Annotated in this window: 21 protein-coding genes; 16 read left to right on the top strand and 5 right to left on the bottom strand. The window is 42.1% G+C overall.

Features of this window, described 5'->3' with window-relative positions; genetic code table 11:
- The 6 genes from lpdA (at position 1) to HCJ54_RS00485 (ending at position 4,124) form a co-directional block, all read left to right on the top strand.
- A complete protein-coding gene (gene lpdA / locus HCJ54_RS00510) occupies positions 1-1,404 on the top strand; it encodes a dihydrolipoyl dehydrogenase (protein ID WP_185409565.1) in 1,404 nt (467 codons plus the stop codon).
- Between the two features lie 118 nt (positions 1,405-1,522).
- The gene (locus tag HCJ54_RS00505; RefSeq protein WP_185409564.1) at positions 1,523-1,843 is read left to right on the top strand and encodes a hypothetical protein; all 321 of its coding nucleotides are present in this window, start codon (positions 1,523-1,525) and stop codon (positions 1,841-1,843) included.
- Between the two features lie 83 nt (positions 1,844-1,926).
- The gene (locus tag HCJ54_RS00500) at positions 1,927-2,238 is read left to right on the top strand and encodes a hypothetical protein (protein ID WP_187136238.1); all 312 of its coding nucleotides are present in this window, start codon (positions 1,927-1,929) and stop codon (positions 2,236-2,238) included.
- A 132-nt stretch (positions 2,239-2,370) separates the two neighbouring features.
- The gene (locus tag HCJ54_RS00495; protein ID WP_187136237.1) at positions 2,371-3,315 is read left to right on the top strand and encodes a Rossmann-fold NAD(P)-binding domain-containing protein; all 945 of its coding nucleotides are present in this window, start codon (positions 2,371-2,373) and stop codon (positions 3,313-3,315) included.
- Positions 3,305-3,577: a UPF0223 family protein gene (locus HCJ54_RS00490; RefSeq protein WP_185409561.1), complete on the top strand. Its 273-nt coding sequence runs from the start codon at positions 3,305-3,307 to the stop codon at positions 3,575-3,577. The genes HCJ54_RS00495 and HCJ54_RS00490 overlap by 11 nt, the downstream gene beginning before the upstream one ends.
- 13 nt (positions 3,578-3,590) lie before the next feature.
- Entirely contained in the window at positions 3,591-4,124 is a 534-nt protein-coding gene (locus HCJ54_RS00485) for a DsbA family protein (protein ID WP_187136236.1), read from the top strand.
- 46 nt (positions 4,125-4,170) lie between these two features.
- Here the strand turns inward: HCJ54_RS00485 and HCJ54_RS00480 are convergent, their stop codons facing one another.
- The 3 genes from HCJ54_RS00480 to HCJ54_RS00470 all read right to left on the bottom strand — a co-directional run bounded on the left by HCJ54_RS00480 (position 4,171) and on the right by HCJ54_RS00470 (position 6,840).
- Entirely contained in the window at positions 4,171-4,998 is an 828-nt protein-coding gene (locus HCJ54_RS00480) for a hypothetical protein (protein ID WP_187136235.1), read from the bottom strand.
- An 80-nt stretch (positions 4,999-5,078) separates the two neighbouring features.
- Positions 5,079-6,023: a magnesium transporter CorA family protein gene (locus HCJ54_RS00475; protein WP_187136234.1), complete on the bottom strand. Its 945-nt coding sequence runs from the start codon at positions 6,021-6,023 to the stop codon at positions 5,079-5,081.
- Between the two features lie 199 nt (positions 6,024-6,222).
- Entirely contained in the window at positions 6,223-6,840 is a 618-nt protein-coding gene (locus HCJ54_RS00470; RefSeq protein ID WP_187136233.1) for a YktB family protein, read from the bottom strand.
- Positions 6,841-6,973: 133 nt separating this feature from the next.
- Between HCJ54_RS00470 and HCJ54_RS00465 the strand changes: the two genes are divergently transcribed.
- The 3 genes from HCJ54_RS00465 (at position 6,974) to HCJ54_RS00455 (ending at position 10,922) form a co-directional block, all read left to right on the top strand.
- Positions 6,974-7,750, top strand: coding sequence for an inositol monophosphatase family protein (locus tag HCJ54_RS00465; protein ID WP_187136232.1), 777 nt, complete (start codon positions 6,974-6,976; stop codon positions 7,748-7,750).
- A gap of 286 nt (positions 7,751-8,036) precedes the next feature.
- Positions 8,037-9,875 carry a translational GTPase TypA gene (gene typA / locus HCJ54_RS00460; protein WP_185409557.1) on the top strand — a complete coding sequence of 613 codons (1,839 nt, stop codon included), beginning with the start codon at positions 8,037-8,039 and terminating at the stop codon, positions 9,873-9,875.
- A gap of 150 nt (positions 9,876-10,025) precedes the next feature.
- Positions 10,026-10,922 (top strand): DUF5068 domain-containing protein, encoded by an 897-nt coding sequence (locus tag HCJ54_RS00455; RefSeq protein WP_187136231.1) that lies wholly within the window; start codon positions 10,026-10,028, stop codon positions 10,920-10,922.
- A 25-nt stretch (positions 10,923-10,947) separates the two neighbouring features.
- Here HCJ54_RS00455 and HCJ54_RS00450 read toward each other — a convergent pair whose 3' ends face one another.
- A complete protein-coding gene (locus HCJ54_RS00450) occupies positions 10,948-11,163 on the bottom strand; it encodes a YlaI family protein (protein ID WP_036067180.1) in 216 nt (71 codons plus the stop codon).
- Positions 11,164-11,434: 271 nt separating this feature from the next.
- Between HCJ54_RS00450 and HCJ54_RS00445 the strand changes: the two genes are divergently transcribed.
- Positions 11,435-11,713, top strand: a complete 279-nt coding sequence (locus HCJ54_RS00445; protein WP_036067182.1) for an Fpa/YlaN family protein — start codon at positions 11,435-11,437, stop codon at positions 11,711-11,713.
- A gap of 192 nt (positions 11,714-11,905) precedes the next feature.
- On the opposite strand, the gene HCJ54_RS00440 is transcribed toward HCJ54_RS00445, so the two are convergent.
- Positions 11,906-12,817, bottom strand: a complete 912-nt coding sequence (locus tag HCJ54_RS00440; protein WP_187136230.1) for an ArsR/SmtB family transcription factor — start codon at positions 12,815-12,817, stop codon at positions 11,906-11,908.
- A gap of 316 nt (positions 12,818-13,133) precedes the next feature.
- Here HCJ54_RS00440 and HCJ54_RS00435 point away from each other — a divergent pair, with 316 nt between their 5' ends.
- The 6 genes from HCJ54_RS00435 (at position 13,134) to HCJ54_RS00410 (ending at position 19,740) form a co-directional block, all read left to right on the top strand.
- Positions 13,134-14,396, top strand: coding sequence for an extracellular solute-binding protein (locus HCJ54_RS00435; RefSeq protein ID WP_187136229.1), 1,263 nt, complete (start codon positions 13,134-13,136; stop codon positions 14,394-14,396).
- Between the two features lie 68 nt (positions 14,397-14,464).
- Entirely contained in the window at positions 14,465-15,367 is a 903-nt protein-coding gene (locus HCJ54_RS00430) for a carbohydrate ABC transporter permease (RefSeq protein ID WP_187136533.1), read from the top strand.
- A gap of 22 nt (positions 15,368-15,389) precedes the next feature.
- Complete coding sequence (locus HCJ54_RS00425; RefSeq protein ID WP_036067189.1) at positions 15,390-16,232, top strand: carbohydrate ABC transporter permease; 843 nt, start codon at positions 15,390-15,392, stop codon at positions 16,230-16,232.
- Between the two features lie 12 nt (positions 16,233-16,244).
- Positions 16,245-16,673 carry a hypothetical protein gene (locus tag HCJ54_RS00420; protein ID WP_036067190.1) on the top strand — a complete coding sequence of 143 codons (429 nt, stop codon included), beginning with the start codon at positions 16,245-16,247 and terminating at the stop codon, positions 16,671-16,673.
- Positions 16,670-18,403: a glycoside hydrolase family 2 protein gene (locus HCJ54_RS00415; RefSeq protein WP_187136228.1), complete on the top strand. Its 1,734-nt coding sequence runs from the start codon at positions 16,670-16,672 to the stop codon at positions 18,401-18,403. The genes HCJ54_RS00420 and HCJ54_RS00415 overlap by 4 nt, the downstream gene beginning before the upstream one ends.
- Before the next feature lie 131 nt (positions 18,404-18,534).
- Positions 18,535-19,740 (top strand): FtsW/RodA/SpoVE family cell cycle protein, encoded by a 1,206-nt coding sequence (locus HCJ54_RS00410; protein WP_187136227.1) that lies wholly within the window; start codon positions 18,535-18,537, stop codon positions 19,738-19,740.
- Positions 19,741-19,853: the final 113 nt, after the last annotated feature.

The raw sequence follows: 19,853 nt of genomic DNA, 5'->3' as shown, positions 1-19,853 counted from the left end.
ATGGTAGTAGGCGATTTTCCAGAAGAAAGAGACACCATCGTCATTGGTGCAGGACCCGGCGGATACGTTGCGGCAATTCGCGCAGCACAATTAGGACAAAAAGTAACGATTATCGAGAAAGAACATTACGGCGGCGTTTGTTTAAACGTTGGTTGTATCCCTTCCAAAGCCTTGATCACAGTTGGTCACCGCTTTGCTGAAGCGAAACATTCCGATAACATGGGTATCACAGCAGATAGTGTGAACCTAGATTTCACAAAAGCGCAAGAATGGAAAGGCTCTGTCGTTAGCAAATTAACAACAGGCGTGAAAGGCTTGCTTAAAAAGAATAAAGTGGAAATGTTAGAAGGAGAAGCTTTCTTCGTTGATGAGCACTCCCTACGTGTTATCCACCCTGAATCCGCGCAAACTTACACATTCAACAACGTCATCATTGCTACTGGTTCTCGTCCAATCGAGATTCCAGGATTTAAATTTGGCAAACGTGTTCTTAGCTCAACAGGCGCGCTAGCTCTTACAGAAGTTCCGAAAAAACTTGTCGTAATCGGCGGTGGTTACATCGGTACAGAACTTGGTGGCGCATTTGCTAACCTTGGAACAGAGTTAACAATCCTTGAAGGCGGACCAGAAATCTTGCCAACGTACGAAAAAGATATGATTTCTCTTGTAAAACGCAACCTTAAAGGTAAAGGCGTGGAAATCGTAACAAAAGCTTTGGCGAAATCTGCCGAAGAAACAGAAAACGGCGTAAAAGTAACCTACGAAGCTGACGGCGAAACAAAAACCGTTGAAGCGGATTATGTCTTAGTAACAGTAGGTCGTCGTCCAAACACGGATGACATCGGCTTAGAACAACTAGGCGTGAAACTAAGCGAACGCGGTTTGATCGAAGTAGACAAACAAGGTCGCACAAATCTTTCTAACGTCTATGCTATCGGTGACATCGTTCCAGGTGTTCCACTTGCCCACAAAGCAAGCTACGAAGCAAAAGTTGCCGCTGAAGCGATCGCTGGCGAAGCATCTGAAAATGACTACACAGCCCTACCAGCAGTTGTTTTCAGTGATCCAGAATTAGCAACAGTTGGCTTAACAGAAAAAGAAGCAAAAGAAAAAGGCTTCGACGTAAAAGCTGCTAAATTCCCATTTGGCGGTAACGGTCGTGCCCTATCTCTTGACGCTCCAGAAGGTTTCGTACGTCTTGTAACACGTAAAGAAGACGGACTTATCCTCGGTGCCCAAGTTGCAGGAATGAACGCATCCGATATTATCTCGGAAATCGGACTTGCCATCGAAACAGGCGTAACAGCAGAAGATATTGCGCTTACAATTCACGCTCACCCATCTTTAGGCGAGTTGACAATGGAAGCGGCAGAGCTTGCGCTAGGTCGTCCAATCCACATGTAAGACATGACGCTATCTGGGGAACAGTCCAGATAGCGTTTTACCTATGCAATTTACTATTGTGAAATCGAGAACAAAGTAGTATGATAACTATATAAAATAAAAGAATCCAGGTGTAAAATTGAAAAAAAAGGTTGAAAAAATTATTTTCGGTATTGTGTATGGCTTCTCCGCGATTTTCTTTTTAGGTTTTGTTGTGAACATTGTCCACGGTTTTATCGTGCATATGCATGAAACCGATAGTTGGCGCGCCGTTTTGCGAATATTAGCGAGTCCAGTAACAGATCCAGCGGTCTTTACGATCCATTTGACGAGCCCGGTTTGGTCTGTGTTCTTGGCAATTATCATCAGCTACTTGTTACCAGCATTCTTTTGTGTGGCGACGCATTTCTTGAAAAAGGACTATCTCGAAACGCATGAAAACAGCCGCTTTCTTCAATAAAAGTCGTTTTTGTGTGATTTTACATAGCAAAGGAGTAGAATGAGTGTAGTTCGGCACAAAATACGATTAGGATTAGGTGGGAAATGGGGACATGGAAGCGAGCGCTATTCTGGATAGCGTATGTGGTATCAGGGATTTGTTTTGTATTAACGATTTTAGCCTTTGTTGTAGGATTTTTCCATCATATGCATGATACAGGTGGTATAAAAAGTGTTATAAAGATTCTAGAAACGCCGATTACTGGTTTCATTCAATTGACTAATGGTTTCATTCAGAAGTCTGTGATGGAAGTCGTTTTATTGAGTATCGTTAGTTATGTTTTACCGACGTTTTTTTGTATTGTGACACATTATATACGGAAGAACCGCAGGCAAGCTTTAGAAGAGGAAGAATAGGAGAAAAGCGCTGATTCTATGAGTTGTAGAGTTGGTGCTTTTTTTGCAATCACAATATTTTTATCGTTACGCTATTCATGATAAAATGAAGAAGGATACATCTAGTAAAGGGAGCGTGAAGCTGTTTTGGCAATGGATCGAAAAAAAATTGCGATTATCGGCAATAATAAGATAAGCACGAGTTTCGTTTTTGCAATGATGAACCAGCAGCTAAATGTGGAGGCGTGCCTTATTGCAGAGAAGAAGTCTCACATGATAAAAGATATGCAGTACGGTACCTCCTTCCGATCGAGAACAACGCTTATATCGGGGAATTTTGGGGAATGTCGGAACGCGTCGTTAATTGTGTTCACGCATGATCCGTTTATGGATACCAAGGATATGCAACAGGCTTCATCGATCGTTCGCAAATTTGTGAAGCAGTGGATGGAAACTGGATTCCAAGGTATTTGCGTGGTGGCAACACCGCAGAGTGAGGTTGTCGCACATTGGATTATGAAATTCTCTGGTCTTGCTACTGACAGAATTATTGCGCTTGGCACGATGCTTGATACAGCACATTTACAATCGGAGCTGGGCCGGTACTTTCAGGTGAATCCGAAAAACGTGCATGCTTACATGATTGGTAGTACGCTAGCATACGGTGTTCCTATTTGGAGTCGCGCTTATATTGGTGGACGCTCGATTTTAAGCTATATCATGGATGAACCAGATCGCTATTCTTTTGAAAAATTAGAACCTATTGTGACGCAAATAAGTGAGTTTCCACGTGAACCTTTAGCGGAGGGCCGTTTATTTGACTGCAGTATCGCGCTCGGTTTGACGGAGCTTGTGAAGGTTATTTTGGAAGATGCAGAGATGATTTTGACGGTGGGCGTATATGTACAAGAGAAATTCGGCGTGACCTCAGGATTCATCAGTATTCCAGCGGTTATCGGTGCTTCAGGCGTCAAGAAGGTCGTTCCATTAACCCTTTCCGATGCGGAGCAAAAACAGTTAGTAACCACCGTAAAAGCGCTAGACACAGCGGTGCAATCTGGGTTATCGAATGAAGGAGGGAGCAAGCGTGGAGTATAGTTATCCGATTAATTTAGATTGGTCAAAAGACGAGATGGCAACTGTTATTAGCTTTTATCAAGCAGTGGAAAGAGCTTACGAGACTGGCATCGAAGCGTCTGAAATAAAAGCAAAGTATAGTGCATTCAAAGAAGTTGTTCGTTCGATCGGCGAAGAGAAGAGCCTAGGTAACGAATTTGAGAAGGCCAGTGGCTATTCAGCTTATCGCGTCATGCAACTCGTGAAAAACGCCACAACAAGTAAAATTAAAATGCAACCATAGGAGGAATTTTAAAATGGATATTAGTGAAATTATTGCGGGTAATGTAGGAACAGAAGCAGGGATTCATATTGGGAAAAGTGACGCACCGGTAAAGGTGATTTCATTCGTGAATGTGCGCTGTCCGTTTTGCCGTGAATGGCATGAAAAATCGCGTGATGTGATTGGCCGTTATATTGACGCTGGTCGTATTGAGTTAATTGTGAAGCCATTTGATAAGGAAAAAGAGTCACTACAACGAGGCAATGTCTTCCATCATTATTTGGATTATGCAGCGCCAGAGCAAACACTTGAGATTTTGGATGAGATTTATGCACGTCAAGATCTTTGGGGGGCACTGACGCTTGAAGAAGTTGGCAATTTTGCACAAGATGAAATTGGGCTTTCTGAGCAAGATAACAAGGATCAAGCGCAAAAAATTATTGCAGAGGCAAATGCTGCGAATATCCGCTTAGTGCCGACGGTTATTATCGGTGAACATATTTTCGATGAGCATATTTCATCGGAAGAGTTGGAAAAACTGATTTTAGAAGAAGCAGGAAAAGAATAATAAAAATAAGCGGGGACCTCTATATGGATGGGGTCGCCGCTTATTTTTATTCAATGAAACTTGTTGTTATTGTGATACCGTCCAGTGGATCTGTGAAACCGCTTACTATATAGTCGGTTTTGCCTTCTTGCCAGCTAATGATATTGCCATCCGCTCTGTTTGGAGCAGCTTCAAGCTTCATTCCGCCAACTTGATGCGGTGCAGGTAGGGTTTCTTGTTCGAGTTTTGCGACGATTTTTTTAGCTAGGTCAATGGAATCTTGGGGATCGGCGCTTGTCGTGTTGCGAATGCCCATGCTCCAACGTCCTTCTGCCCAGTTGAGGAAGGTCGAGCCAGCGCCAGCATCGGAATAGCCGGTAATGCCTGAGCCAAGGTCGACACCATTCATGCCAGTATTGACATTGTCCATATGACCTGTAGCATCAGCGGCTTCTTGCTCTGTCGCGTAATTCTTACCAGAAACAGTGGCGAGTGGCGTTGCTTTGGCCGTATCCTTCAAGTCGGAGCTATTCACAGAAATCGGTGACTTTGTTTCGTAAAAGACAACGTTGTACTCGTCAGGCGAAGACGTTGTCATGGCGCTGAGGTAATGCTTGTTCGAGGATAGTGGAATTGATTTTGGAAGCATCACCACTACATCCGAATCAAGCTTGGATTTTACCGTTGCCAAAACATCTTTTTCGCTCAGCGTACTGACTTGAGAGTTGCTGTTTGTGTCCTTTTTCATCGTATCGTCGGTAGTCTTACCGTAGTTATTATTGCTACTACCATAGGAATTCGATGTACCCGAGCTATCTGAGGAGTAAGAACCGCCACAACTAGCCAGCAGTAGCGCACTAAAAACGACAGGAACTATCAGAAATTTAGTTTTCATTACTTTTCACCTCTTTGCTACAGGTTTTCCCGATTTTGACATAAGAAAACCACCTTCCGGATAAGAAAGTGGTTTCAGGGTTAGAAAAATTTCCGTTTCCAAAAGACGAAGCCGAGTAGGCCCGCAATGCCAAAGGAAATACAGATGACTAAAATCCAGGCAAGTGGTGCTTGGGAGAGCGGTAAATCCACGTTCATCCCGTAAAAACTGAACACCATCGTTGGAATGGTTAAAATGATCGTAAAGGATGTCAGAAATTTCATGACGATATTCATGTTGTTCGAAATAATCGACGCATAGGCATCCATCATGCCACTCAAAATATTCGAATGAACTTCTGCCATCTCAATACCTTGGCGGTTTTCAATGATAACGTCTTCGAGTAAATCTTGGTCCTCTTCATACATCTTCACGATATGCTGACGCATCATTTTATCCAGCACCAGTTTGTTTGATTTCAGGGCGGTCAGGAAGTAGACCAGACTTTTCTCAATCCCCATCAAATCGTAGAGCTGTTTATTACGCATGGATTCGTGCAGTTCTTTCTCGATTTCATCGGTTTGGCGACTCATCCGTTTCAAATGACGGAGAAATTGCGTGGAAATCATATATAATATTTGCAAGGCAAAACGTGTTTTCATATGTGTAAAAAAGCCTTTTATCCGGTTTTTAATAAAAGATTGAATAATCGACGAATCAATCGTGCAAATCGTGATAAAGTAATCTTTCGTCATAATCATCCCGAGTGGAATCGTTTCAAAAGACGCGTAATGAATATCATCCTCATCTACAATCGGAAAGTCACAAATAATGAGGACAGCTTCCGTATCGTCATCTCGCTCAATCCGCGCACTCTCATCTTTATCCAGTGGATCTTCGAGGAACTCTAGTGGGATCCCGTATTGATCAGCAATCTGGTTGATCTCTTCGGATGACGGTGCTACGATGTTGATCCAACAATTGCGTTCTGGTTTTTCTAATTCTTCTAATTTACCAGCCTGATTCGATTTGAAAATTTGATGCATGGGCTTTTCCTCCTTTTCTAAGGATTCTAGCGGCGCATGGAGTGCTGTTGCAAGCCATGAATAGAATCCCTGATTATTCTCTGATGCGGATCTGGTTCACTCGGCGCGATACTCGTGTTCATGGTGCTCAACTCCTTTTCTCAAATAATCACAACTTCACCATTATACAGAGAATTGGCGTGTTTGTACATGCCATCTGCTAAATTTTTTGCATTTCAAAACTCATATTGTAAAGTGGCAACAACAAATCGATCGTTTCTTCTAGCGCTTTTGTAAACCGTGCATCATTTTTCAAGGTATCATCACCTGGTTTGAAAATACGACCAACCATGAATTCCCCTTTTTTTACATCGCGAAAACGTTCTAGCGCTTTGGTTAAATTCGTATTTTGAACGAGGCTTGTCGGTTTTTCGGTGTGGTCAAGAGAAATTGAGAAATCAGCCGGTAGCTTTTCGAGTTGGTCCAAGTTTTCTAGGAAATTATGCACGACGATCGCGCGATTTTCCGTTTCATATATGAAGGCAAGCCAGATAAAGACATACTCATCCCAAATCCCGACTTGAAAATGCGGATGCTTTTTGTAGCCGCGTTTATTACCTGCAACGGCGAGCCAAGTGCTCTCCGGCGGATTTACGGAACGGCGGGCGTGACGGGCGACATGTAAAAACATCTTGTCTCCTGTTTTTGCACTCAAATAGGTGGCTAAACCATCACCGATTTCGCGGAATTTTGGTTGGATTTGTGTCTGGATGGCCTCCATTCGTTTTTCGAGACCGGGCGCTTGCATTGCTTTAAAATCTTTTTTTGTAAAAGTCATTATGATTCCTCACTTTCGTAAAAATAGCCGTCAACTCCATTATAACGTAAAAATCAATCTTGGAGGCTGTATTTAGCTTGGATATTATGATAAGCTAGGAAAAATGAGAAACAAGATGAGGAGTGATGCGAAGATGGTACTTGAGAAAATCGATCAACTAGCGCGAGAATGGTTAGAAGAGGCAGGAAATAGAATTTTTATGGCACTTGAGCAGGTAAATATTGAGGTCGAAGCAAAGGCGGATCGCAATGATTTAGTGACTAATATGGATAGAGCAACCGAGCGGTATTTTGCTGAAAAAATTGCGACACATTTTCCAGAACATCGGTTGCTCGGAGAAGAGGGCTATGGCGAAGAAATCACGAGTCTGGAAGGGGTCGTCTGGGTACTTGATCCGATTGATGGAACCGTGAATTTTGTTGAACAAAAACGGAATTTTGCGATTTCACTAGGTATTTATCAAGAAGGTATCGGAGAGCTTGGGTATATTTATGATGTCGTTGGTGGCGAATTTTACTTTGCGAAGCGCGGAGAAGGCGCTTTTGTGAATGATGAACCCATTCCGATGCTTGCCAAAGAGAACAAATTGGAAAACGCGCTTGTTATCATTAATACGGCTGCGATGCACAAGTTTCCACAGACACTCGCTGCGATAAAAGCGGCACGTGGATTGCGTTTGTATGGCGCAGCAACGCTTGAGTATATGGCTGTTGCAACAGGTCGCGCAGATGCTTATATCAGCGCTAATTTATCGCCTTGGGACATCGGTGCTGGTAAAATTATCGCCGAAGAAGTTGGCGCGGTTGTGACGCGCGTAAATGGTTCGGAAATGGTGATCACAGAAAAAGGCGATTCATTTGTCGCGAGTCCTGGCGTGCACGCGGAGCTCCTTCGAGATTACTTCAGGTGAGCTATGACTAATCGCCCATCTGATTCCACGCTCCAATAAAGTTTCATTTTATGGAATAAAAATCGTGCTAACCGCAAGGAAATGTGCTATAATTGGAAAGTTGATTAAAACTAAACGATCCAGAAACGGGGAAAATAAGCCAATTTTCCTCTTTCTTTTGGCTCTGGTAGCTAAGTCGTATTACCATATATGAAGAGCGCTTGACTTTAGTTAGGCCATTTTTGAGTAGCTGAGCGGGATTTTGCGCCAGCTTCCGGAAGGTAATTTAATATTAGGAGGAAAAATTTTGAAATTAAGAGAAGATATTCGTAACGTCGCCATTATTGCCCACGTTGACCATGGTAAAACTACATTGGTGGACCAACTTTTACGTAAGTCAGGAACATTCAACGATCATGAGCAAGTAGCTGAACGTGCGATGGATAGCAATGCCATTGAAAAAGAACGTGGTATTACCATTTTAGCAAAAAATACTGCCATCAATCATAATGGTGTGCATATCAATATTTTAGACACTCCTGGACATGCCGATTTCGGTGGGGAAGTAGAACGTATTATGAAAATGGTTGACGGTGTTGTCTTAGTCGTTGATGCGTATGAAGGTACAATGCCACAAACGCGTTTCGTACTCAAAAAAGCGCTAGAGCAACATTTAACACCACTTGTTGTTGTTAACAAAATTGACCGCCCATCTGCGCGTCCAGCAGAAGTTGTAGATGAAGTTTTAGAATTATTCATCGAACTTGGAGCGGACGAAGATCAATTGGAATTCCCAGTTGTATATGCTGCGGCAGTTAACGGAACAAGCTCATTAAGCGATAAAATAGAAGACCAAGAAGAAACAATGGATCCGATTTTTGATCTGATCATCAATAACGTACCAGCGCCTGTGGATAACAGCGACGAGCCATTACAATTCCAAGTATCTTTACTTGATTACAATGACTACGTTGGTCGTATCGGTATCGGTCGTATCTTCCGTGGAACAATGGAAGTTGGTCAATCCGTTGCCTTGATGAAATTAGACGGTACCGTGAAGAAATTCCGTGTTACTAAAATGTTCGGTTTCTTAGGACTTAAACGCGTCGAGATTACACAAGCAAAAGCCGGTGATCTAGTTGCCGTTTCCGGAATGGAAGATATCTTCGTTGGGGAGACTGTAACGCCGGATGATCATCAAGAAGCGTTGCCAATTTTACGTATTGACGAGCCTACTTTGCAAATGACTTTCGTAACGAACAACAGTCCGTTCGCTGGTCGTGAAGGTAAACACGTAACAAGCCGTAAAATCGAAGAACGTTTACTTTCTGAGCTACAAACAGATGTAAGTTTACGTATTGATCCAACTTCTTCACCAGATGCTTGGGTTGTATCTGGCCGTGGTGAGTTGCATCTATCGATTTTGATCGAAAATATGCGTCGTCAAGGTTACGAATTACAAGTATCGAAACCAGAAGTTATCATCCGCGAAATCGATGGCGTGAAATGTGAGCCAATGGAACGTGTACAAATTGATACTCCTGAAGAATATGTTGGTAGCATTATGGAATCTATCGGTTTACGTAAAGGTGAAATGGCTGATATGGTCAATGACGGTTCAGGTCAAGTTCGCTTGATTTTCCTAGTACCATCACGTGGGCTTATCGGTTACACAACGGAATTCCTATCGATGACTCGTGGTTACGGTATCCTAAACCACACATTCGATTCTTACCAACCAATGCAAAAAGGTCGTGTTGGTGGACGTAGCCGTGGTGTTCTCGTATCGATGGAAACTGGTAAATCAACTACTTACGGAACAATGCAAGTAGAAGATCGCGGTACTATCTTTGTGGAACCAGGTACGGACATTTACGAAGGCATGATCGTCGGTGAGAATAATCGTGAAGGCGATATTGCTGTAAACATTGTCAAAGCGAAACAAATGACAAATATTCGTTCTGCGAATAAAGACCAAACCAACGTTATCAAAAAACCTCGTACATTAACGCTTGAAGAATCATTAGAATTCCTAAATGATGACGAGTATTGTGAAGTAACGCCAGAAAGCATTCGTTTACGTAAGAAAATCTTGAACAAAAACGAACGTGAAAAAGCGGCGAAACGTACAAAAGTATCTGATTGATTATAAATACCGAAACCGTCCAGAAATTGGGGCGGTTTTTTTGTGTCTAGAAAGTTCGGAAGATTGATTTTTTTGTAACATGATTGTAATATGGTGTTTTTTTTGGTATAGTTAAGGTACGGGATAACGTGAAATGAGGAGGGGATTTACATGAGAAGGATAGCGATGCTAGGTGTGATGAGTATTATGCTTTTAGGTCTTGCAGCTTGCGGTTCAGGTGCGGATTCGGACAATTCGAAATCAGATGAGGCAACACCGAAAACAGAAGAAAAAGCAGCAAAGAAAGAGGAGGCGTCGACAAAACAAGATGTGGGTTCCGATAGCGACGCAAAAGATCAAACAGATGCAAAACAAGATAAAGAAGAAGTGACAACAAAAGAAGATACGCCGACAACTGCAGATAAAGAAGCGACGACACCAGATACACCAGCTGAGAATTCGAAAACGGAAAATAAAGTAGCGACAGAACAGAAAAGAACAGCAACCACATTTTCATTAAGTGCAGACGGCTTTAAACAATCCGCAGTGGCACCAAAAACTGGCGGAACTGTATCGCTTGTTTACTTGAATACAACGCCGCAGACAGCAGATTTCGGTCCGCTGAAAGTAACGGTGAAGCAATACAAGCTCGAGAGCGTGACAGGCGCCAATAAAAAAATGGATCCATATAGCCCGGAATCCTATTTAGCCAATCAAAATGGTTTTGTGGTGACAGCAGATGTCATTGTTGAAAACACGAGCGCCAGTAGTATTAATTACCTGGCTGAGCGAATTCAAATTAACGGTGGTGGTATTTCAAAAGGCGCTAGTTTAGAGAATTTTGTGCCAACAGCCTATCAGCTTTCCGGCAGTACAGCGGCACATAATATTTTCCCAGCAAAATCAAAACGTGAAGGCGCGATCACTTACATGTTGAATAAAGATAACTACTATAAACTTGTACATTTAACAAAGCTCATTGTTCCTAATCCAAACGATTTTGCAGAGAAACCACTAGCAACAAAAACACCAAAAGCGATTGATTTAGATTTCCGGATTACCGAATAAAAAAGCTAATAAAAACCCGCTAGTTCTAATGGTTAGCGGGTTTTTCAATAAAATTCTTTGTTTTTGGTTTATGAAATTCGAATTTGCCGGAATTAATTCGGGCTACCGTTTTCTCGGCAATACGGTCTTCACATTCAGGGCAAAGATACATCCGAATGGGCTTATTCCGGAGTTGCTTCGTTTTGAATTTCTTATCATCTAGTTCATCAATTGTTTCACATAAAATACATTGTGCCTTCATTTTGTTCACCTCGTGGTTTTATTATAGCATGAACATACCGAAAAACAAGCATGGGAAGTTGTCCAGATGATACTCGTGAGTCTGATTTTTGTAACAGACCTTTTTTTATTAATGGTGCGGTCGATTGGGTAAAAATTTTTCTTGGTATATCAGGTTACAATGACGTCAAGATGTGCTATACTAAAGAGGATAAAATTTGTCTGAATTATGTTTGCATTAAAAAATAGATTAATCAAGCGCATACAAGTGTTTGTTGAATGGGGGTTCTGTGATGACAAATAAACAAATCGATCACAGAGAAGAGGCTATTACTCTTCTTAAAGAAGATGCGAAAAGAATTTTGCAGTTAATTAAAGTGCAGATGGATAACTTAACTTTACCTCAATGTCCAGCTTACGAAGAAGTTTTGGATACTCAAATGTACGGCTTATCACGTGAAATTAATTTTGCAGTGCGATTAGGACTTATTGATAGAGCAGAAGGAAAGAGTCTGCTGAGCACGCTTGAGAAAGAGCTCTCGGTGCTGCACGAGTTATCGACGAGTAAATAATAGATAGAACACCCCTCTTGACGTATCGAGCTTACGCCAAGAGGGGTGTTTGTTTGTTGAGGGGCTCTTATGCGGCAATCTCAGAATAAATAGCGAACAGATAAGGACTGGCTAAATCAAGGTGCTTTGGCGGTGAGCAATGTTGTCTATTAGAATTTCCAGTGCAATATAACCTATCCAAACGAACTCTTTTCAGCACTTCTCTGAATAATAAAACTTAAACTCCATATCCTTCTGATGATTCCCAAATCCCTTTCCAAATATTGTGGTTCCACCGATGTTTTTAGCATCTTTTTCAACAGCGATACGGAATGTAAGGAGCTCTGCCGTTATATCTAAATCGTCCAAGGCTAATGCGGATAAAATTTCTCCATCAAAATGAGTTCCGTGCTCGGAAATGCGAATGGTTTTGAAGAGGCCATACTGACTGTTAGCGTCTTCCCACCAGCTTGGTGTATATTTCCCGCGAATGTCAGAAAAATTACCCGGGCAGGTCCATGTTCCGAGTGTATGACCGTTTAAGTAGAAAGTGATATCAGAAGGCCAAACGTTGTTGGAGTAAGGAAACTCGGAGGCTATTTCGAAACTGATCTCAAGTAACTCCATTTGTTCTCCTGTTTGTAATGGATTAGGCACTTTATATTCCAAATAGCCTTGTGTGAACCAGATGATTTGTGCATCCATTCGTCTGGCATCCATGAAGTACTTCGGCTCATCGACATGACCGATGAAATCTTTGCTAGAAGCGAGCCCGCACGTTGGTGTGACGTTATAATCTGTATAATGCCCCACTGGTAATTCTAAAGATCTCATTTTAAAATTAGGATAAATCGTTGTTGGGAAAGTGATCTCGATTTTATCCACCACGAGCTTGGAAATTTTCTGGATGCCAGATTTTCCAGGTATTTTTTCGGTGCGAATTAATTGGGCATTCTCTAATTGATTGATGTGTCGCGTAATAATGGCGCTACTCATATGTAAAGCGTGTGCGAGTTCTTTAATGTTCATGGAACTTTGTGAAAGTAGATTCAAAATGTGGATTCTTGTCTCGCTAGCGAGCGCTTCATACACATGAAGAGAATCTTTAGAAATATCTAATTGCATGTAAAAAAATCCTCCTTTAGTTAATGATTTTATAGATGGAAATAGTCAAAATGGCGTGTTCCCAAACATTTGCTAAACTTATTAGTTCATCATAACATAAAATAAATACTAAAAGAACTAAAAGAGTTGACATTATTTTTTTAGTGAATTATAGTAAAAATATAAAAGAAGTTTAGTTATTAATTTACTTAATGGTTAACTAAATGTCTTCTTTTTTAAAATTGTTATGTAGGCGTTTACATTAAACTGGTCTGAAGGTGTGTGGCATGTCGGATACATATTCACAAAGCTTCGGCTATTAGGGGAGGAATTTAAAATGAAGAAGGTAGTAGGTCTTGTTTGTATGTTGTTGTTAGTTGCGGGATTGGCAGCATGTGGAGGTTCTAGCGACGCGAAGGATACGGCTAAGAGTAAGGAGATCATTTTCTGGAATCCATTTACTGGTCCGGATGGCGCCAATATGCAGAAAATGGTGGATGCTTACAATAAAACAAATCCAGAGTTTAAAGTGAAGAACATGTCGTTAAAAGAAGGCGATATGTATACGAAAATCCCAACGGTTGTGAATTCGGGCAAGAACATTCCTGATTTAACGATTGTCCATGCAGAACGAATTAAGCAATATGTCGATAATGATATGTTGATGGCCTATGATGATTATTTAGCAGATTTTCCGGATTTTAAGGCGGAGAATTACGTACCAGAGGCTTGGAATATTGGACAGTTAGAAAATAGACGCTATAGTATTCCGCTGGATATCCATTCTTTTATTATGTATTACAACAAAGATTTAGTGGAAAAGTACGTTCCGACAGCACTCGACGATAATGTCGTGACATTTGATGAAATAAAAGCGGCCGGGGAACTTGCCAAAAAAGATAAAATTGACGCGGTTTCTGTAAGCTGGGTGAAGCCGACTTTCCTATCACTTTACGCGCAAAATGGTGGCAAATTAACGGAAAATGGCGTAGATCCAACACTTGATAATCAACAAGCGAAAGACACGTTTAACTTATGGAAAGGCATGTATAAAGATGGTATCACCACAAAAGATGGCGAAGATTACTTCCAAAAATTCATCGCTGGAAAAGTGATTTTTGCACCAGAAGGCATTTGGATGCAAAATACAGCGAAAGATGCCAAGTTTGACTGGGGTATTACGAATGCACCGCAATTAAGCGGGGACAAGGAAAAAATGGTGAACTGGTCTAGTTCGCATCAATTCACGATGTTTCAAAGCAAAGGGCGCTCGAAAGAAAAGACAAAAGGCGTGCTTGCATTTCTAGATTGGGTGCAAGACAACTCCCTTGAGTGGGCGAAATCAGGCCAAAACCCAGCTTCTCTAAAAATCATCGATGATCCTACTTACAAAAAGATGCCACAATCTTTCTTATTACTTGATCCAACCGAACAAAAATCATTGAAAATTTTCGATTATAAATATAATGGCTATGTATCGGAGCAATTGGATGCGAATGGGAACGATATTATTTTTGGTAAAACACCTGTGAATAAAGGCTTGGCAGATATGCAACACGCGGTCGAGGATAAGATTTCCAAGGATAAATCCAACAAATAAAGTAAGGATGGCTTGGGGGATGCATGCGCTTCTCCTGAGTCTTTGGATGGAAGGATGGAGTGGTGAAAATGGAAGCAAACGCTAAAACAATAACGTACAAGACACGAAAGTGGCGATTGACACCGTGGTTGTTCGCAGGCCCGCATTTGATTATTTTCTTGATCTTTTTTCTCGTTCCAGTAGTATACGGGATTTATATTTCTTTTACGGACTGGGACTTGGTTGGTACGCCTGATTTTGTAGGTTTTGATAATTATCGCGAAATTTTATTCCAAAAAGATTCTACGTTTTATGAGCAGTTACATAATGGGTTGCGGAATACATTTATTTTTGTTGTGTTGACTGTGCCATTTTGTATTATCGTACCGCTATTATTGGCTAGTGCGCTGAACGCGAAGCCGAAGCTAAACAAGGTTTTTCAATCGCTGTTTTATTTGCCGTCATTATTTGCGATTTCAGCGGTTATCATTATTTGGGGATTGATGTTTAATGTGAGTTTTGGGCCGATTAACCAGTTTTTAGGCACGACGGTGAACTGGGTTGGAACACAGCCTTATGCCTGGATAACGCTTGTGATTGTAACGGTTTGGTGGTGTATCGGTGGCAACATGATCATTTATCAGGCGGCGCTAAACGGGATTTCCAAGGATTTTTATGAGGCAGCAGAAATAGATGGAGCTACCTCGATGCAAAAATTTTTCCGGATCACGTTACCGAGTATTCGGGCGCAGCTGCTGTATACAGTCGTGATGACAACCATCGCGCAATTTAACGTTTACGGGCAACCGCTGATGCTAACAAAAGGTGGGCCATCGGGCTCGACGTCGGTACTGTTGATGTATATCCAGCAGAATGCATTTGGGACAGGGCAATCGATTGCGGGTATTGCGTCGGCGATGGCTGTTATTCTAGGATTGTGTATCATGATTGTTTCTGCCATCCAATTTTTCTTTTTACGCAACAAAAACTAACAGATGAGGGGAGGAATTTTTGATGAAAAAAGATTCGCGTGTTATTTCAAAATTAATGGCATTTATCTTCTTGCTCGTCATGGCGATCATTTGGGTCGTTCCGCTCGCTTGGGGATTTGTGACATCGTTCAAATCAGAGGTGGAAGTCGCGACGGCGGGCTTTAAATTCTTGCCGGTACAATGGGTGACGACAAACTACACCGAGTTGCTATTTGATAATGCGGCAACACCACTCATGCGCTGGTTTATGAATTCAATGATTATCGCAGTATCGCAGACGGTGCTCGTACTTGTCGTTGTTTCGCTCGCCGCGTTTGCCTATAGTCGCTTGAAATTCCGTGGACGCAATGCGATGTTTGTATTTCTCATGGCGACGATGATGTTTCCGAGTGTTGTGAATTTGATTCCACTTTACAAAATTATCGACACGTTTGGATGGGTGAATAATTATTTAGCGGCGATTGTGCCGGGTGCTGCAGCTGTTTTTAATATCTTTTTAGTGCGACAATTCATGGTGAATATTCCGATTGAATTTGATGAAGCGGCACGCATGGATGGTGCTGGTGACTTCAAAATTTTCTACAAAGTTATTTTGCCACTTTTGCGACCGGTTTTGATGGTGGTGGCGTTGTTTACCTTTACGGCGGCGTGGAACGATTTCCTCTGGCCTTCGATCGTGTTTAATGATATTGAAATGATGCCGATCACGCCAGGATTACAGTTGCTACAAGGGATGTACCAAGCACAACCGGCACATTTAATGGCAGGAGCACTCGTTGCGATTGTTCCGACGTTCATATTATACTTATTCGCGCAAAAGTACTTCTTACAGTCGATGGCTTTGTCATCCGGTGTAAAAGGTTAAGGGGGACTTTCGATGAGCAGACGATTGGAACGGATTTTTATTTATATCGCGGCAGCTTGGCAGTTGTTGGATGGCTTGCTGACGATTTTTGTATATGGGTTATTTATAAAGCGGCAAGGATTAGATGTTGCCGGGCTTTCGGTGGCACAAATGAGAGCGATGAAGGCCTTGTTTGGGAGTATTTTTAATTTTGTGGTGATCTTTGGGGTGTTGTTGATTTTACTCGGCTTGTTGAATATTTATTTGGCGCGTAAACATTGGAAAAATGGGAGCGTGGGCTGGAAACTGCCGGTTTGGTTCCTAGTATGCGGCGTATTTTCTTACTTTATGATGGATATGCCGAACATTTTCTTGTTTATGAGCGCGGGAATTATTGGCATGGCTAAAAATAAAAGCATGAAAGTGCAGCGAAATGAAATGATTGGGGAGGAATTGGGATGACAAAATTACATCCAAGACCGCAGTTCGTACGGAAAAATTGGGAGTCATTAGATGGGAAATGGCGTTTTGCGTTTGATGATGAGGAAGTTGGATTAGTGGACGGTTGGAGCGTGACGTTGCCTGCGCCGGTAGCCATCGAAGTGCCGTTTACATATGAAACGAAGGCGAGCGGTATTCATGATGAGTCGCATCACGCGGTTGTTTGGTATGAAAAAGAGGTGGAGCTCAAGACTGGGAAAAATGTTTTGTTGCATTTCGAAGGTTCGGATTATATAACGACGGTTTGGGTGAATGGCAAAGTAGTTGGGGAGCATCAGGGTGGCTATACAGCGTTTGTATTCGATATCACAGCTTATATTGCCGATGGGGAAAATCGGATAACAGTTCGTGTTCAAGATAGCGTGGATACGGCGCAACCGCGCGGAAAGCAGCGCTGGCTCAAGGATAATTTTGGCTGTTGGTATGTGCAGACGACCGGTATTTGGAAATCAGTATGGCTTGAATATGTATCGCCCATTCATATCGATTATGTGAAAATGACGCCGGATTTCGATGCTCAGAAAATCGAATTAGAAGTAGAGGCAAATGCTTGGCATGCGGATGTTTCTGCACGCGCAACCATCAAGTTTGACGGGGAAGTCATTGAAGAAGTTAGCGCGCTACTTAAAGATGGTGTCGCCCGTTTATCCGCGTCCGTCCTCGCAAAAGGTGATCCATGGAGCATGAAAGTGTGGAATACACAGACGCCGAATCTGTATGATATTACCTTCACACTAGTGCAAGAAAATACGGTTGTGGATCGCGTAGCATCCTATTTTGGAATGCGGAAAATCGCGATCGAAGGCGACAAGATTTTGCTTAACAATGAAGAATTATACCAGCGTCTCATTCTCGATCAAGGTTATTGGGAAGAAAGCGACCTGACCCCGCCATCCATTAGCGCGCTCGAACTCGATATCGAAAAGATCATTGAAATGGGCTACAATGGCGTCCGCAAACATCAAAAAGTGGAGGATAACCGCTTCTTATATTTGTGTGATAAGAAGGGACTGCTTGTTTGGTCGGAAGTAGGCTCCACATACAGTTTTAGCGATAAGGCGGTGGCGAATTTTACGACCGAATGGCTTGAAATCGTGAAGCAAAACTACAACCACCCGTCGATTATCACCTGGGTACCTTTCAATGAATCGTGGGGAATCGCGGATATACATGAAAACGTGAAGCAACAACAATTTACTGAAGGCATTTATTATTTGACGAAAGCGATGGACCCGATGCGCCCGGTGGTGACGAATGACGGTTGGGATCACACGATTTCGGATATTATTACGCTGCATGATTATGAGGAGACAGGAGAAATTTTTGCAAAGCGCTACGCTGATCGTGAAAAGTTGCTATCGAACGCCTTCCAACATAATCAGTTTCGCTATCCGTTTGCAGATGGCTACTGGGATAACGGGCAACCAGTGATTATTTCAGAATTCGGCGGGATTGCTTTCCAATCGGAATCGGGTTGGGGTTACGGTAACCAAGTGCAGGACGAGGCGGCTTTCTTAGAACGTTTTGAAAGCATCACAGGAGCGATTCAGGATTTGGACTATGTCTGCGGTTTTTGCTATACACAAGTGAGCGATGTGCAGCAAGAGGTGAATGGACTACTCACGATTGACCGCCAAGCGAAGGTCGATTTAGCTAGGATACGTGATATCAACGAACGACGTAAAAAATAATACATTTCGTATACATTTTTTAATAAGGCGCTTTTATTATTTCTTTTCATCCAGATTTCCTTTATAATGGAGAGATATAATAAAGTAGGACCTTGTGTTTTGGTGAGGCTCGAAATGATTGGAAGATGTGTATGTTTAAAAAAATGTTGAAATCCTATGACTATCCTCTTTTAGCGGTATACATCATTGTATGTCTGTTCGGGTTGATCATGGTATATAGTTCCAGTGTGTTTGTCGCGATCAATAAAGGATGGGATCCGGCGACGTTCTACAACAGCCAATTAAAAAATTGGATTATTTCGCTTGTCTTACTGATTTTTTTCGCAGTATTTCCGTACAAGATTTTTCAAAATAATAAAATGTTAATGTTGATTATGTTTGGTTCAGCCGGGATGCTTTTACTTGTTTTGGTGTTTGGTGATTCGGCGAACAATGCGCAAAGTTGGTTGGCGTTTGGTCCGATTCGAATCCAGCCTTCTGAATTTATTAAAGTATCGATGATTGTTTACATGGCGGCGATTTACTCTAAAAAACAGCGCTATATTGATGATTTTAACCGTGGAGTTTTGCCGCCAGTTTTATTTTTAGTCGTGGTCTGCTTCTTGATTTTACTGCAACCGGATATTGGGACGGCTGCGATTATCTTCATGACGGGTTGCGGAATTATTATGGCGTCTGGTATGCGACTGAAAACGATTTTAAAATTGGTCGGATTAGGATTGCTGATTTTGGCGGTTTTATGTATTGTTGTCTTTTTACTACCAGAAGATATTCGGTCGAAACTGATTACGACGAAACGGATTGGGCGGATTACGAGCTTTCAAAATCCGTTTACTGATCACGGCGCGAGTGGGTATCAGTTGGTGAACTCATTTTACGCGATTGGTTCTGGAGGTTTCTTTGGGCAGGGGCTAGGTGGAAGTGTGCAGAAGCTCGGGTATTTGCCGGAAGCGCACACCGATTTTATTAGCGCGATTATTGCGGAAGAACTTGGTTTTTTCGGGATTTTGATTACTGTTGGTGGAATTTTCTTCATCGTACTACGCTCTATTACTAACGGCATGCGTTCGAACGATACGTTCGGCTCGTTGCTCTGTTACGGGACCGCGACGCTGATTGGAATTCAGGCGTTTATTAATTTAGGTGGGGCGACAGGGATGATTCCGCTGACTGGTGTCACCTTGCCATTTACGAGTTTTGGCGGGTCCTCGTTGATGTCGATGTCGATCTTGGTCGGGATTGTACTCAACGTATCGATGATGAATAAATTTCAAAAGAATTACGGTGCGGATAAAGATTTAGCAAAACCGAAACAACAGGTACAGAGGCGAACATAGAGGAAACGAGCTGAGGTAAGATGGCTCGTTTTTCTCATTTTTAGAAGGGATATACTACATTTTCTATGATTTGTCGTCTATTGGATACCCGGTGTATAACATGCTTTAGATCC

Origin of the sequence: Listeria grandensis, assembly GCF_014322885.1 — a bacterium.
Lineage (GTDB): Bacteria > Bacillota > Bacilli > Lactobacillales > Listeriaceae > Listeria_A > Listeria_A grandensis.
This window is presented reverse-complemented; position numbering and strand designations above follow the sequence as displayed.